This is a genomic window from Sideroxydans lithotrophicus ES-1 (assembly GCF_000025705.1).
GTDB classification, from domain to species: domain Bacteria; phylum Pseudomonadota; class Gammaproteobacteria; order Burkholderiales; family Gallionellaceae; genus Sideroxyarcus; species Sideroxyarcus lithotrophicus.
In genome coordinates, this window is the sequence record NC_013959.1 from 2,736,035 (window position 1) to 2,750,926 (window position 14,892).

14 protein-coding genes are annotated in these 14,892 nt (G+C 59.4%); 1 reads left to right on the forward strand and 13 read right to left on the reverse strand.

Features of this window, described 5'->3' with window-relative positions:
• Positions 1 to 28: 28 nt before the first annotated feature.
• The 4 genes from argJ to SLIT_RS13530 all read right to left on the reverse strand — a co-directional run bounded on the left by argJ (position 29) and on the right by SLIT_RS13530 (position 5,503).
• Positions 29 to 1,246 carry a bifunctional glutamate N-acetyltransferase/amino-acid acetyltransferase ArgJ gene (argJ, locus tag SLIT_RS13515; RefSeq protein ID WP_013030829.1) on the reverse strand — a complete coding sequence of 406 codons (1,218 nt, stop codon included), beginning with the start codon at positions 1,244 to 1,246 and terminating at the stop codon, positions 29 to 31.
• 12 nt (positions 1,247 to 1,258) lie between these two features.
• On the reverse strand, positions 1,259 to 1,756 hold the full coding sequence (locus SLIT_RS13520) for a Crp/Fnr family transcriptional regulator (protein ID WP_013030830.1): 498 nt from the start codon (positions 1,754 to 1,756) through the stop codon (positions 1,259 to 1,261).
• 26 nt (positions 1,757 to 1,782) lie between these two features.
• Entirely contained in the window at positions 1,783 to 4,497 is a 2,715-nt protein-coding gene (gene secA, locus SLIT_RS13525) for a preprotein translocase subunit SecA (protein WP_013030831.1), read from the reverse strand.
• Positions 4,498 to 4,579: 82 nt separating this feature from the next.
• Positions 4,580 to 5,503, reverse strand: coding sequence for a M23 family metallopeptidase (locus SLIT_RS13530; protein WP_041420897.1), 924 nt, complete (start codon positions 5,501 to 5,503; stop codon positions 4,580 to 4,582).
• A gap of 38 nt (positions 5,504 to 5,541) precedes the next feature.
• Here SLIT_RS13530 and SLIT_RS16410 point away from each other — a divergent pair, with 38 nt between their 5' ends.
• A complete protein-coding gene (locus SLIT_RS16410) occupies positions 5,542 to 5,961 on the forward strand; it encodes a DciA family protein (protein WP_013030833.1) in 420 nt (139 codons plus the stop codon).
• A 3-nt stretch (positions 5,962 to 5,964) separates the two neighbouring features.
• Here SLIT_RS16410 and SLIT_RS13535 read toward each other — a convergent pair whose 3' ends face one another.
• The 9 genes from SLIT_RS13535 to murG form a co-directional block, all read right to left on the reverse strand.
• Positions 5,965 to 6,162, reverse strand: coding sequence for a hypothetical protein (locus SLIT_RS13535; RefSeq protein WP_013030834.1), 198 nt, complete (start codon positions 6,160 to 6,162; stop codon positions 5,965 to 5,967).
• A 13-nt stretch (positions 6,163 to 6,175) separates the two neighbouring features.
• Positions 6,176 to 7,087 (reverse strand): UDP-3-O-acyl-N-acetylglucosamine deacetylase, encoded by a 912-nt coding sequence (lpxC, locus tag SLIT_RS13540; protein ID WP_013030835.1) that lies wholly within the window; start codon positions 7,085 to 7,087, stop codon positions 6,176 to 6,178.
• Positions 7,088 to 7,216: 129 nt separating this feature from the next.
• A complete protein-coding gene (ftsZ, locus tag SLIT_RS13545) occupies positions 7,217 to 8,374 on the reverse strand; it encodes a cell division protein FtsZ (protein ID WP_013030836.1) in 1,158 nt (385 codons plus the stop codon).
• 47 nt (positions 8,375 to 8,421) lie between these two features.
• Positions 8,422 to 9,657 carry a cell division protein FtsA gene (gene ftsA, locus SLIT_RS13550; RefSeq protein WP_013030837.1) on the reverse strand — a complete coding sequence of 412 codons (1,236 nt, stop codon included), beginning with the start codon at positions 9,655 to 9,657 and terminating at the stop codon, positions 8,422 to 8,424.
• Positions 9,658 to 9,678: 21 nt separating this feature from the next.
• Entirely contained in the window at positions 9,679 to 10,383 is a 705-nt protein-coding gene (locus SLIT_RS13555) for a cell division protein FtsQ/DivIB (protein WP_041420898.1), read from the reverse strand.
• A gap of 50 nt (positions 10,384 to 10,433) precedes the next feature.
• Positions 10,434 to 11,363: a D-alanine--D-alanine ligase gene (locus SLIT_RS13560; protein ID WP_013030839.1), complete on the reverse strand. Its 930-nt coding sequence runs from the start codon at positions 11,361 to 11,363 to the stop codon at positions 10,434 to 10,436.
• Positions 11,356 to 12,282, reverse strand: a complete 927-nt coding sequence (gene murB, locus SLIT_RS13565) for a UDP-N-acetylmuramate dehydrogenase (RefSeq protein ID WP_013030840.1) — start codon at positions 12,280 to 12,282, stop codon at positions 11,356 to 11,358. Before murB ends, SLIT_RS13560 begins: the two co-directional genes overlap by 8 nt.
• Entirely contained in the window at positions 12,279 to 13,739 is a 1,461-nt protein-coding gene (murC, locus tag SLIT_RS13570; protein WP_013030841.1) for a UDP-N-acetylmuramate--L-alanine ligase, read from the reverse strand. Before murC ends, murB begins: the two co-directional genes overlap by 4 nt.
• An 88-nt stretch (positions 13,740 to 13,827) precedes the next feature.
• The gene (gene murG, locus SLIT_RS13575) at positions 13,828 to 14,889 is read right to left on the reverse strand and encodes an undecaprenyldiphospho-muramoylpentapeptide beta-N-acetylglucosaminyltransferase (protein ID WP_013030842.1); all 1,062 of its coding nucleotides are present in this window, start codon (positions 14,887 to 14,889) and stop codon (positions 13,828 to 13,830) included.
• Between the last annotated feature and the right edge of the window lie 3 nt (positions 14,890 to 14,892).

The following is a 14,892-nucleotide window of genomic DNA, read 5'->3' on the forward strand; positions in this document are numbered from 1 at the left end:
TCAGCATCTCCCATGCGGGAGCTGTAAATCAACTTCTATAGCTCGCGTTGATCTTCACGTAGTCGTAAGAAAAATCACAAGTCCATAATGTCGCGTTCACCGTCCCGCGATCCAGCACCACGCGGATGGTGATGTCGCTCTGCTGCATCACGCGTTGACCATCTTCCTCCCGGTAACTGTTCGCGCGCCCGCCGTTCTCGGCCACCAGCACTTCGTCGAGATACAGCTTCAATTTCTCCACGTCGAGGTCGCCTACGCCCGCATAACCGATTGCCGCGAGGATACGGCCAAGGTTGGGGTCGGAGGCGAAGAAAGCGGTCTTGACCAGCGGAGAATGGGCGATGGCATAGCCGATCTTCTTGCATTCGGCTGCATCCTTGCCGCCTTCGATCTTGATGGTGATGAACTTGGTCGCCCCCTCGCCGTCGCGCACGATTGCTTGCGCCAACGCGGTGGCGACCTCGGTGACGGCGGCTTGCATGGCGGCGAGGTTCGCGGCATCGATGACTGCACCGCTCTTGCCGGTAGCGATCAGCATCAGCGCGTCGTTAGTGGAAGTGTCGCCGTCCACGGTGATGCAGTTGAATGAACGGTTGGCGGCCTCGCTCACCATCTGCTGCAGCAGCGGTTGTGCGATGGCCGCATCGGTGGCGATGTAGCCCAGCATGGTGGCCATGTTGGGATGGATCATGCCGGAGCCCTTGGACATGCCGGTGACGGTAACCGTCTTGCCGCCGATCTGCACCTGCTTCGACACGGCCTTGGCAACAATATCGGTGGTCATGATGGCGTGTGCGGCATCGAACCAGTTGTCGGTCTTCAGACTGGCGATCGCTTGCGGCATGCCGGCGACGATCTTGCCGACCGGCAGCAGCTCCATGATGACGCCGGTGGAATACGGCAGCACCTGTTCGGGCAAACAGCCCAGCAATTTGGCCAGCTCGATGCAGGTGGTATGAGCGGCCTGCATGCCCTGTTCACCGGTGCCAGCATTGGCATTGCCGGTGTTGATCACCAGTGCCCGGATCCCCTTGCCGGCAGCAAGATGATTGCGTGCCACGGTGACCGGGGCGGCACAGAAACGATTGGTAGTGAACACGCCCGCGACGGTCGCGCCTTCATCCAGCCTGATGACCAGCAGGTCCTTGCGGTCTGCACGCTTGACACCCGCCTCAGCGGTACCTAGAGAAACGCCCGCAACAGGCAACAGTTGTGCCGCGACGGGCGCTGAGAGATTCACCGGCATTGCAGACTTCCTTTAGTAACGGCCACCCGTTTGATGGATGTAGTTGGTCATCTCTACGGATTGCATGTTCATGCGGCGCACGATGCCATGCGTATGCCGGACGATACCGCGCATCACGTAATACACGATGGCGGGCTGCGTGTTCAACAGGGATTCAAACTTGGAACGCTCCAGAACCAGCACCTTGCTATCCGTCTTGGCTATGGTCGTAGCACTGATTTGCGCGACATTCCCGCCCACGAAAGTGATGATCCCCGCCAAATCACCCGGCTGGAGCAGATGCAAGATCGCCTGTTCACCGCCGACGTTAGCAGTCGCCTCGACTTCGCCGCTGGCCAGGATGATCAATGCGTTCTTCAATCGGTCATTGCCGGGCTGTACCAGCACGTCGCCTGCCTTGTAATCCTTGACCTCGATGATACGCGCCAGCGATTCGATCTCGGCATCGCGCAATTCCTCCGTGAGCGTGGAGTTATGCAAGGTTTGTATGATCAAGTCTTCTTTTGTCATTCTCGAATCCCCCGGAAGTTGGTGCATCAGTTCAATCTGCCATGGCACTGCTTGTATTTTTTTCCCGAACCGCAAGGACAGGGGTCGTTACGCCCGATCTTTTCACTGCCGCGCACGAATGGTTTGTGTTCATCCGCCTGCTGTTCAGTTTGCCCCAGCGCCTCGTCATAATCCGCATGATGATACTGCACATTTTCCGGGGCGTGGGGCACTTCAGCCGCCGCCACATCGGCCTCGCTACGGATCTGCACATTCATCAGGGTCTGCGTCACATCGCGCTTCACCCCTTCCAGCATATTGGAGAACAGGTCGAACGCTTCGCGCTTGTATTCCTGCTTGGGATTCTTCTGCGCATAACCGCGCAGATGGATGCCCTGCCGCAGATGATCCAGCGCTGCCAGATGTTCGCGCCAGTGCTGATCCAGGCTCTGCAACATGACGATGCGCTCGTAACCGTGCATCACCTCGCCGCCCACCTGATCGACCTTGACCTGGTATAGCTGACGTCCGGCCTCTGCCACGCGTTCGCGCAAGCCGCTCTCGTCAAGGCTCTTGTCTTCCTCCAGCCATTGCACGATCGGCAGTTGCAGCTGGAACTCGGCAGCCAGGGCTTTTTCCAGGCCTGGCGCATCCCATTGTTCTTCCATGCTGCCGTGCGGAATATATTCGGCAACCGTATCGGACAGCACCCCTTCGCGCATCGCGCTGATGGTCTCGGAGATGTCGGTGCTTTCCAGCAATTCCGCGCGCTGCAGGTAGATCACTTTGCGCTGGTCGTTGGCGACGTCGTCGTATTCCAGGATCTGCTTGCGCATGTCGAAGTTGCGCGCTTCCACCTTGCGTTGCGCATTCTCGATCGCGCGCGTCACCCAGGTATGCTCGATGGCTTCGCCCTCGGGTAGCTTGAACTTGTTCATGATCGCCGCTACCCGGTCGGAAGCGAAGATGCGCAACAGCGGATCTTCCAGCGACAGGTAGAAGCGGCTGGAGCCCGGATCGCCCTGGCGCCCGGAACGTCCACGCAACTGGTTGTCCACCCGGCGCGACTCATGACGCTCGGTGCCGATGATGTGAAGGCCGCCGCTGGCGATGACCCGTTCATGGATCGGTTGCCACTCGGCACGCAGCTTGGCTATACGCTGCTCTTTCGTCGTCGCATCCAGACTGTCGTCCATGCGCACAAGTTCGATCGGTTTTTCGACATTGCCACCCAGCACGATGTCGGTACCGCGCCCAGCCATGTTGGTGGCGATGGTGATCATCTTCGGACTGCCCGCCTGAGCCACGATCTCGGCCTCGCGCGCATGCTGCTTGGCATTCAGCACCTGATGCGGCAGCTTTTCCTTTTCCAGCAAACCGGACAGCAATTCGGAGGTTTCGATGGAGGTGGTGCCGACCAATACCGGCTGCCCGCGTTCGTAGCAATCGCGGATGTCGGCGATGACTGCGGCGTATTTCTCGCCCGTACTGAGGTAGACCTTGTCCATCATGTCCTTGCGGATGGTCGGGCGATGTGGCGGGATGATCACGGTTTCCAGGTTATAGATGGTCTGGAACTCGTAAGCTTCGGTGTCCGCCGTGCCTGTCATGCCGGACAGCTTGTTGTACATGCGGAAATAGTTCTGGAAGGTGATCGAGGCCAGCGTCTGATTCTCTTTCTGGATCGCCACTCCTTCTTTCGCCTCCACTGCCTGATGCAGGCCGTCAGACCAGCGTCGTCCCGACATCAGGCGACCGGTGAATTCATCGACGATGACCACTTCGCCGTTCTGTACCACATAGTGCTGGTCGCGCAGATACAGGTTATGGGCACGCAAGGCTGCGTACAAATGGTGGATCAGCGTGATGTTGGCCGGATCGTACAGACTGCCGCCGACCGGCAGCATGCCCGCCTGGGCCAGCAAACGTTCGGCGTTTTCATGGCCGGATTCGCTCAGCAATACCTGGTGATTCTTTTCATCGACGTAGTAATCGCCCGGAGAGTTTTCGTCAGCCTGACGGGTCAATTTGGGCGCCAGCTTGTCCATCGCCTGGTACACGTCGAGATTGTCTTCCGCCTGACCCGAGATGATCAGCGGCGTGCGTGCCTCGTCGATCAGGATGGAGTCCACCTCGTCAACGATGGCGAAGTTCAGTCCGCGCTGGAATCGTTCTTCAGCGCTCGCCGCCATGTTGTCGCGCAGGTAGTCGAAGCCGAATTCGTTATTGGTGCCGTAGGTAATGTCAGCCCCGTAAGCGGCCTGTTTGTCGGCATGTTCCATGCTGGTCAGGATGACGCCGACCGACAGGCCGAGGAACCTGTACAGCTTGCCCATCCACTCGGCATCGCGCGCCGCCAGATAGTCATTCACTGTTACGACATGGACGCCATTGCCGGACAACGCATTCAGATAGGCCGGCAGGGTTGCCATCAGCGTCTTGCCTTCACCGGTGCGCATTTCGGCGATCTTGCCGTAATGCAGCACCATGCCGCCGATCAGCTGCACATCGAAGTGACGCATCTGCAATGCGCGCTTGCCGCCTTCGCGCACCACGGCGAACGCTTCCGGCAGAAGTGCATCGAGCGACTCGCCCTGTTGCACCCGCTGCTTGAATTCGAGCGTCTTGCCGCGCAACTCGTCGTCTGACAGGGCTGCCGTCTGCGTTTCCAGCGCATTCACGCGCGCAACGGTCTGGCGGTACTGTTTGAGCAGGCGGTCGTTACGACTGCCGAATACGGATTTCAATAATTTTGAGATCATGCTGTAGTTTTCTTCTGTATTGCAGTCGAACAAATAAAAAAGGGTGAGGCACACACCTCACCCTTCTGCAAAATCTGTGCGGTCAACTGCTGGCTTTTTCCAGAAAGCGTACCGGATTTTGGGCGATGCCTTTGTATCTCACTTCGAAATGCAGATGAGGGCCGGTTGACCTGCCAGTACTTCCAGACAAAGCAATTTCCTGACCGCGCTTAACCATCTGCCCAACTTTGACCAGCAACTTGGACGCATGCGCATAGCGCGTTACGACCTGGTTGCCATGGTCTATCTCGACCATATTACCATACTCCGGATGGGCATCCGCATACACCACCATGCCGCTGGCGGAAGCGTGGATCGGCGTCCCCTCCGGAACCATGTAGTCCACACCTTCGTGCATGGCGTTCTTGCCCGTGAACGGATCGATGCGCCAGCCGAAATTGGAGGAATACCATGCGTCCCTGATGGGTGGTACGGAAGGCAACAGCTTCTTGCTCAACTTGTCCTGCATCAGCAGGGTCTCCAATGCCACCAGTTTGTCACTGCGATCGCTCAGCATCGCATTCAAATCCGCCATCTGCTGTTCCATGCTCGACATGGAAACCTGCTGATGCAACGCCGATGGCAGGTAGGGGCCACCCTGCGCAGGCTGTTTGTCGAATGAGAATTCTTCCGGTTTCATGCCCGTCAGTTTGGCCAGGCGCGCGCCCAGACCATTCAGGCGCATCACTTGAGCCTGCATCTGCCCGAGCCTCATGGCCAGGGTATCCAGGCTCTTGCGCATGAACGCTTCCTGTTTTTGCTGTTCAACCTCATGTGCACTGGCCAGCCAGTCGCGCATCTCCGTGCCCATCCAGCCCGGCTGGAATCGAACGATGGCGTATTGTGCCGTCAGCACGGCCGCAACGAATAGCACCGCAACCAGCATGGCCAACGCGGCGAGATGAGTGCCTGTCACAGTGACACTACGTGCTTTTGCAAACCGGTTGGAAACTAGAATAATATTCACGCATTCCCCTTTTATGACACGATTCCTGTGAACCCAACGTGCCGCACCGACTGAACAGCTTTTTGGCATCCAATCAAGAATTGCGGTTACTTTCCAGCAAAGCCACGCTGCTCAGGGCATTGCAAAGACATTACGAGTCTTTCGCCCCACCTGATCTGGCACGTAACAGCCAAGTATCAAGGATGAATCACCAGACACTGGTCCTTGTTGCAAATAATGGCGCGGTTGCAGCCAAACTGCGTCATATGACCACCGAACTCATTTCCCTTTTCCAAGCAAGGGGATGCGAGGTTACTGGAATTCAAATCAGGGTGCAAGTCTCAATCCCGTCACGCCCGGCCCCGCCCAAACCGCGCCAATTGGGCAAAGTAGCGCGGGAAGCTCTCCAAAAGCTTGACGCAAATCTGGGCGATTCGTCACTTAAAGCGGCTTTAAGGCGATTAGCCAGGAAAGCATAATGGTTACACCAGTACCATCCATGCAACCAGACCATATCGTTCCAGCAGGTATAGCGCGCCGAATATCAGCAACACGTAGGCCATTAAACGCACCACCCGCCAAACAAAGCGCTGGTATCGCGGATCGCGGGTGATCAAATACAAGACTGTCGCTGAGCCAATCAGCAGTATGGCGAATAGCAAAGCGAGGCGGATAAGCATCGCTGACGCTGGGTCAAGCCATCTGTAGCTGGAGCCGCAAGAAATCCGGAGCCTCTTCCTGCTTCTCGAATGTGGTGAACTCCCACGCCGTCTCGTCGGCAAGCAAGGCGCGGCATAGTGCATTGTTCAAGGCGTGGCCGGATTTGTAGCCGGAGAATGCGCCGATCAACGGATGGCCGAGCAGATACAGGTCGCCGATGGCATCCAGCACCTTGTGCTTGACGAACTCGTCCTCGAAACGCAGGCCGTCCGGATTGATAACGCGGTATTCATCCATTACGATGGCGTTATCCAGGCTCCCGCCCAGCGCCAATCCCTGCGAGCGCATATATTCGACTTCCTGCATGAAACCGAAGGTACGGGCGCGGCTCACTTCTTTTATATAGGACTGTTCACCCAGATCGACCGTCACATCCTGTTTGGTGTTGGCAAACACCGGGTGGGCGAAATTGATGGTGAAGTTCAGTTTGTAGCCGTTGTATGGCTCGAAGCGCACCCACTTGTCGCCATCCTTCACCTCGACGGCTTTCTTGATGCGGATGAACTTCTTGGCGGCCGCCTGCTCGACGATGCCAGCCGATTGCAGCAGGAAGATGAATGTGCCTGCGCTGCCATCCATGATGGGCAGTTCCGAACTGGTCAGCTCGATGATGGCATTGTCGACCCCCAGGCCGGCCAGGGCCGACATCAGGTGCTCCACCGTTGCCACGCGCGCTCCATGCGCCTCAAGGCAGGTCGAAAGGCGCGTGTCATGTACCGCATGCGCTTCGGCACGGATATCCTTGGAATCCGGCAGATCGACCCGACGGAAAACGATGCCGCTGTCGATGGCGGCCGGACGCAAGGTCAGGTAGACCTTCTCTCCGGTGTGCAGACCGACGCCCGTCGCCTGCACCGTCGTTTTCAATGTGCGTTGCTTGACCATTTGGCAATACCTGACTGAACCGCTGCGGAGTTTAACACAGCCCAAAGGCAGGATTTGGGAACCGGGAATTGGGATTTTGCGTAAACGCCTACCCCGAAAATCCTAAATCCTAAATCCAAATTCCTGCCGTTAGTCCGCCTGCTTGCGCAAGAACGACGGTATATCGAGCGGGTCGACACCGGATTGTTTCATTGCCTCCACCGCCTCGCGATGACGCCCGGTACGGATCACTGCCGGCATGTCCAGTTCGTTGTAATTCACCAGCGGAGCGTCGTGCGTTCCGGTGCGTTGTTGTTTTTCGTAGGCCAATACCGGTTTCGGCTGCTTTCTTGCCATCGGCGCGCCCAATCCCGTGGCCACGATAGTCACTCGCAACTCCTCGCCCATCGCTTCATCGAACACCGAGCCGACTATCACCGTCGCCTCTTGTGCCGCGAACTGGAAGCAATTCATCACTTCGTGCAGCTCTTCCAGAGTCAGGCTGCTGCTGGAGGTGATATTGACCAGCACGCCGCGGGCACCGGACAGATCTACGTCTTCCAGCAGAGGGCTGGCGATGGCCTGTTCCGCTGCACGCTGCGCACGGCCCTCGCCGGATGCGGAAGCCGCACCCATCATCGCCATGCCGTTCTCGGACATCAGTGTGCATACGTCGGCAAAGTCCACGTTCACCATGCCGGGCACGTTGATGACTTCGGCGATACCGGCTACCGCACCTTGCAACACGCCGTTCGCTGCCTTGAACGCTTCCGGCAGAGTGGTCTTGCCGCCCAGGACTTCCATCAGCTTGGCGTTGGGCACGATGATCAGCGAATCGACATAAGCCGCCAGCTCTTCGATGCCGTTTTGCGCCAGCGTCATGCGCTTGCCTTCGAACACGAACGGTTTGGTCACCACGGCCACCGTGAGGATGCCCATGTCCTTGGCGACTTGTGCCACGATGGGAGCCGCCCCGGTGCCGGTGCCGCCGCCCATGCCGGCGGTGATGAACACCATATTCGCCCCGTTGATGATTTCGGCGATGCGCTCGCGATCCTCTTCCGCCGCAGCCTGGCCGATCTCCGGCTTGGCGCCTGCGCCCAGCCCCTTGGTCAGATTAGCGCCGATCTGCAGCTGCACGCGCGCCTTGCTGCGACGCAGCGCCTGAGCATCGGTATTGATAACGATGAACTCGACGCCCTGTACACCCTGATCGATCATGTGGTCGACTGCATTCCCGCCGCAACCACCCACACCCACCACTTTGATAACCGCGCCTTGCGGCTGAGCATCCATCAATTCAAACATGTTTATTCTCCTTTTCTAAATGACACACCAACCCCGAACCCGAACCACTAAAAATTGCGTTGAAACCACGTCTTCATATTCGCCAGCACATCCCCGAACGAACCCGAATTGACCCGCGCCACTTCATCGCGCTTGTGTTGCTCCAGCCCGTACAACAACAACCCGACTCCAGTCGCATAACGCGCGGTCTTCACCACATCCGACAATCCGCCGATGTTGCGCGGCACGCCCATGCGCACCGGCATGTGGAATATCTCCTCGCCCAGCTCGACCATCCCCTGCATGGCACTGCTGCCGCCGGTGATCACGATGCCGGAAGAGAGCAGGTCTTCGAAGCCGCTGCGCCGCAGCTCCTGCTGCACCAGCGAATACAATTCTTCCACGCGCGGCTCGATCACTTCCGCCAGGGTCTGTCGCGACAGCATGCGCGCGCTGCGCTCACCCACCCCGGGCACTTCGATCGGCGCATCGTTGGCCAACTGGCGCAGGGCGCAGCCGTATTTGATCTTGATGTCCTCGGCATCCTTGGTCGGCGTGCGCAAGGCCATCGCGATGTCGTTGGTGATCTGGTCGCCGGCGATGGGGATCACCGCCGTGTGGCGTATCGCCCCGTTGGTGAATACCGCCACATCGGTAGTGCCGCCGCCGATGTCCACCAGACACACACCCAGCTCCCTTTCGTCGTCCGCCAGCACCGCCTTGCTCGATGCCAGCGGCTGCAGGATCATCTCGTTCACTTCCAGTCCGCAGCGGTGGATGCATTTCAGGATGTTCTGCACCGCTGCCACCGCGCCCGTGACGATGTGTACTTCCACTTCCAGCCGCATGCCGCTCATGCCCAACGGTTTCTTTATGCCCTCCTGTCCGTCGATGCTGAACTCCTGCTCGAGAATGTGCAGGATCTGCTGGTCGCCCGGCAGGCTGATCGAACTCGCCGTTTCCACCGCGCGCACAATGTCGGTGTGCGCCACTTCCTTGTCCTTGATCTTGATCATCCCGTTCGCATTGGAACTGCGGATGTGGCTGCCCGCGATGCCGGTATAGACCTCGCGTATCTTGCAATCGGCCATCAGCTCGGCCTCTTCCAGCGCGCGCTGGATGGCGCCGACCGTGGCATCGATGTTCACCACCATGCCCTTCTTCATGCCGGAGGATTGGTGCAGACCGGCACCGATGACCTCCAGCGTCCCCTCGGGCCTGATCTCGGCGACAATGCACGCGATCTTCGACGTACCGATGTCCAGGCCGACGATCAAATTCTTGTTTTCCCTGTTCTTGCTCATCGCGATCCCCTTGCTACTCTTTCAAACCTTGCTGGACGACGCACGTACCGCAAACCCATTGCGGTAGCGCAGGTCGACGTGACTTACCTTTTGACCCAGTGCTGCCATGCTGTACGGATAAACGGCAACGAAGCGCTTCAGTCGCTGCTGCATCTCTTCGCGCCCCAGTTCCAGCACCAGGCCACTACCCAGCTTGACCTGCCACGCATAACGCGGGGACAGGTTGATCTGCGCGATCTGCTGCCGGATCGGCTGCAGCACCGCATTCAATTCGTCGTACATCTGTGTCACTTGCAGCGAGGTATCGGGCTGTCCGACGAACACCGGCAATACCTGCCCGGTCTTCCCTTCGAACACTTCGCCATGCGTGTTCACCAGTTCCGTGCCGTTCCAGTGCGCCAGGGCGACCTGCTCTTCCACCTCGACTTCGAGGCTCCATGGGAACTTGCGCCGTACGCTCACCTTGCGCACCCAGGGCAGCTTTTCGAATGCCTGCCTTGTGCGCTCCAGGTCGACGGTGAAGAAATTCCCGCTCACCTGCTCATGCACCACCTGTTCCAGCATCTCGGTCGGGACCTGCTGTGGCACCGCGGTCAGTTCCACCGTACGCAACGGGAACACCGGCAAGTGCAGCACATAGCGCGCCGTACCGTACAGCACCAGCACCAAGCTGAGGCCGAACAGCGCATTGGCGATGCTGCGCAGCAACGGTGCGTTATCCCACATAACCCTCACCACAATCCTCTCCCCGAGGGAGAGGAAGCAATTGTGAAAAGCTATTTCCCAATTCCTGCCCCCTCCAGAATCTGCACCACGAGTTGCTCGAAACTGATACCCGCCTGGCGGGCCGCCATCGGTACCAGGCTATGGTCGGTCATGCCCGGCGCAGTATTGATCTCCAGCAGGTAGAATTTGCCGTCGTCGCCGCGCAGGAAGTCGACACGCCCCCAACCCTGGCAACCGATGAGCTGGAACGCGAGCAACGCCAGATGCTGCATCTCGGCTTCCTGTTCCACGCTTAATCCGCACGGGCACAGATAGCGCGTGTCATCGCGCAAGTACTTGGCTTCATAGTCGTAGAACTCGTTCGCCGGTTCGATCTTGATTACCGGCAGGGCGCGGCCATTCAGGATCGTCGCGGTGTACTCGCCGCCGCTCATGAAGCTCTCGGCGATCACCACCTTGTCGTACTTCGCTGCCTCTGCATACGCAATGGGCAACTCATCCACCGTCTTCACCTTGGTCACACCGACACTGCTGCCCTCGCTGGAAGGTTTCACGAACAAAGGCAGGTCGAGATGATCGGCCACTGCGTTCCAGTCGGAGGGCGCGGTCAGCGCCTCGTATTCGGGGATAGGCAGCCCCGCCGCCTGCCAAACCAGCTTGGTGCGCCACTTGTCCATCGCAATGGCCGAAGCCATCACACCGCTGCCGGTGTAAGGAATATCCATCAGTTCCAGCGCGCCCTGCACCGTGCCATCCTCCCCGTAACGACCATGCAGGATGATGAATACGCGGTCGAACTTTTCCTTTTTGAGTTCGGACAGGTCGCGCTGTGCCGGATCGAAGGCATGTGCATCCACACCGCTTTTCAGTAATGCGGCCAGCACTGCTGCGCCGCTCTTCAACGACACCTCGCGCTCTGCCGAACGCCCGCCGAACAGCACTGCGACTTTGCCAAAAGAGGTAGGGATGCTCTTATCCATGATTTGCGTGCTCACCAATAATCCTTACTTCGGGATGCAGGTCAATGCCTGTTTGTTGCAATACCACTGCCCGTACTTCGTCGATCAAATTCTCTATATCCGTTGCCGTCGCACCATCCGCATTCACAATGAAGTTGGCATGCTTCTCCGACACCTGCGCACCGCCCATGCGCCTGCCTTTCAATCCGCAGTCCTCGATCAGTTTCGCCGCATGCCTGCCCGGTGGATTGCGGAACACCGAACCTGCGTTCGGCAACTGCAACGGCTGGCTGGCGCTGCGCTTCTCCATCAGGGCTTTGATCTCCTGGCGCGCCGCCTCGACATCGCCCGCTTCGAATCGCAGCCATGCTCCGACGAAGAACTCTTCGCCCGCAGCGCGCCGGAGCACATGCCGATAACCGATTTCGTATTCCTGCGGCGTACGCTCCAGCAGTTCTCCGCGCCGCGTCAGCACCTGCACGCGCTGCACCTTCTGCCAGGTCTCGCCGCCGTAACATCCGGCGTTCATCGTCAGCATGCCGCCCAGGGTGCCCGGGATGCCGACGAAGAACTCCGCGCCGTACAGGTGGTTCGAGGCGGCAAAACGTGCCAGCTTGGCCCCCGCCACGCCGGCCTGTGCATAAATGATGTTGTCGCCATCCATGCGCAGTTCGGCAAGCGCTCCCACCATCAGCAACACTGTCCCGCGGAACCCGCCATCACGTACCAGCAGATTGCTGCCGAGACCGACTGCGACCAGCGGTTCGTCGTCCGGCATTTGCTGAAGGAAGCGCTGCAAGTCCTCAAGGTCGGCCGGCCGGTACATGCGCTGCGCCGGGCCGCCTGCGCGCCAACTCGTGTGGCGGTTCATGGGCTCGTCGTGGAGCATCTCTCCGCGCAACCCTTCAGCACTGAACTGTGTCGGTTCGTTCATGTTCATTTTTGCGCCATCTGCTTCACCAGATTCGGCACGCCGCCGATGGAGCCGGCCCCCATGGTCAACACCACATCGCCGTCCTGTGCCATTTGCATGATGGTTTGCGGCATGTCGGCGATGTTCTCGACGAACACGGCTTCATTCTGACCAGCCACACGCAAGGCATGCATCAGGGCGCGCCCGTCTGCAGCGACGATAGGCTGCTCTCCCGCCGCATACACTTCCGCCAGCGCCAGCGCATCCACACCGCCCAGCACTTTCACGAAATCCTCGAACAGATCGCGGGTACGGGTGAACCGGTGCGGCTGAAAGGCCAGCAGCAAACGTTTGCCGGGGAAGGCTCCGCGCACCGCAGCCAGCGTCGCTTTCATCTCCACCGGGTGGTGTCCGTAGTCGTCGATCAAAGTAAAGCTGCCGCCCGCGGCAGCGGCGTTTGCCCCCTCGCCCGCTTGCGGGAGAGGGTTGGGGAGAGGTATCTCGCCATACCTCTGCATGCGCCGGCCAACGCCCTCGAATTCGGCAAGCGCAGCGACGATGGCGGATGGTGCCACGCCCACCTCCAGACCTACCGCGATGGCAGCCAGTGCGTTGAGCACGTTGTGCATGCCGGCAAGATTGAGCGTGACCTCCAGGTCGATCGGCTTGCCCTCGAACAGACATTTCTCGTCATGGCGGCATTGCGCAGTGAAGCGCATCCGGCCGCCTTCATGGCGCACATCCACTGCGCGGATCTGCACATCCTCGCTCAAGCCGTATGTAGTTATCGGCTTGCTGATGCGCGGCAGGATGTCGCGCACATTTTCGTCGTCCGCACACAGGATGGCGCGGCCATAGAACGGCAGGCGTTCGACGAAATCCACGAAGGCCTGCTTCAGTTTGCCGAAGTCGTGGCCGTAGGTCTCCATGTGGTCGGCGTCGATATTGGTGACCACCGCAAGGATGGGCGTGAGATACAGGAACGAAGCATCGGATTCGTCCGCCTCGGCGACGATGAACTCGCCCGTGCCCAGGCGCGCGTTGGCACCGCTGCTGTTGAGGCGGCCACCGATGACAAAGGTCGGGTCGTAGCCGCCCTTGGCCAGCACGCTGGTCACCAGCGAAGTGGTTGTGGTCTTGCCGTGCGTGCCTGCCACCGCGATGCCCTGGCGCAGGCGCATCAGCTCGGCCAGCATGACTGCACGCGGTACGATGGGAATGTGCTGTTCGCGCGCCGCCATCATTTCCGGGTTGTCGGCCTTGACGGCAGTGGAGACCACCACCGCATCGGCATCGAGCAGATTGTTCGCGTCATGCCCGTGCTGGATGATCGCACCCAGGCTTTGCAAGCGCTGCGTGACCGCGTTGTCGGCCAAGTCGGAACCGCTCACCTTGAAGCCCAGGTTGAGCAGTACCTCGGCGATGCCGTTCATGCCGGATCCGCCGATGCCTACAAAGTGGATATGTTTGATCTTGTGCTTCATTCACGAACCCCGAATTGAGCCACAGAGAAGTTCGGCGACTGTCTCTGTGTACCCTGTGATCTCTGTGGCAAATTGTTTTTGGACTTTTTCACGAGGCCAACTCCTCACAGACCTTTGCGACTGCCTGCGTCGCATCCGGCTTCGCCAGGCTACGCGCGGCTTGTGCCATCGCCAGCAGTCCTTCGCGGCCGGTCTGGCGCAGCAGTTGCGCCAGTTTTTCTGCACTCAGCTCCGTTTGCGGCAGCAAAACCGCTGCATTCTTTTCGCTCAGGAAGCGGGCGTTATGCGTCTGGTGATCGTCCACCGCGAACGGGAACGGGACCAGCAAACTCGCCACGCCTGCAGCCGCCAGCTCTGCAATGGTCAAGGCACCCGCGCGGCAGATCACCAGATCAGCATTCGCGTACTGGTTCGCCATGTCATCGAGGAATGGCCGGATGTCGGCGCTCACGCCTGCCTGTTCATAGAGCTGCTGCACCGACTCGAGATGTTTCTTGCCGGTCTGGTGGATCACATTCGGTCGCTCCGTTTCACTCAGCATGGCAAGCGCCTTCGGCAATGCTGCGTTGAGCGCCTGCGCCCCCAGGCTGCCGCCGACCACCAGCACGTTCAGTTTGCCGCTGCGGGCCGCGTAGCGTTCTTGCGGTTCAGGCAGTGCGGCGATATCGGCGCGCACCGGGTTGCCGCACCACTGCGTACCTTTCAAAACTTCGGGGAAGCCGCTCAATACGCGCGCGGAGATTTTCGCCAGCAGCTTGTTGCTCATGCCGGCGATGGAGTTCTGTTCATGGATGACCAGCGGACGGCGCAGGATCGCCGCCATCAGGCCGCCCGGCATGGTGATGTAACCACCCATGCCCAGTACCACATCGGGACGGAATGTGAAGATCGCGACTGCGCTTTGCCCCAGTGCGCGCAACAGGGTGAACGGTAGTGTCAGCAACCTCACAAGACCCTTGCCGCGCACCCCGGTGAAATTCACCCATGCCACCGGGTAACCATGCTTCGGCACCAGTTCCGCTTCCATGCTGTTCGGCGCACCCAGCCACACCACGTTCCAGCCTTGTGCACGCAATGCATCTGCCACCGCCAGCCCCGGATAGATATGTCCGCCGGTGCCGCCTGCCATGATGAGGATGGTGCGGTTCATATC